The sequence below is a fragment of the Pseudomonas sp. K5002 genome (assembly GCF_013386655.1).
Classification (GTDB): Bacteria; Pseudomonadota; Gammaproteobacteria; order Pseudomonadales; family Pseudomonadaceae; genus Aquipseudomonas.
This window is the reverse complement of sequence record NZ_JACARK010001770.1, coordinates 1-380: the sequence shown is the minus strand read 5'-3', so window position 1 is coordinate 380 and position 380 is coordinate 1. Positions and strand designations below refer to the sequence as shown.

1 pseudogene is annotated in these 380 nt (G+C 67.4%); it reads left to right on the top strand.

Annotated elements, in window-relative coordinates:
* Positions 1-380 (top strand): annotated as a pseudogene (locus HX846_RS39190) (BatD family protein); the annotation flags it as partial.

Here is a 380-nt window from a genome sequence, read left to right as displayed (position 1 = left end):
CGACATCCCTGGCCTGCGCCGCTACCCGGACCAGCCGGTGCTGAGCAACCAGAACAACGACCGTGGCCTGATCGGCAGCCGTGAAGACCGCGAAGCGCTGGTGCCCAACCGCGTTGGCGCGCTTGAACTGCCGGCGGTGGAAGTGGTGTGGTGGAACACCCACGAAGACCATCTGGAACGCACCAGCCTGCCGGCGCGCACCCTGCAGGTGGCGACCAACCCGAGCCTGATCGTGGACACGCCGGCCAGCCCGACCGTGATCACCGCGCCGGACAACGACAGCCTGTGGATCTGGCAACTGACCAGCCTGATCCTGGCCTGCACCACCCTGCTGGGCTTCGGTTTGTGGTGGCGTGCACGCTGGCAGCCGGCGATTTTGC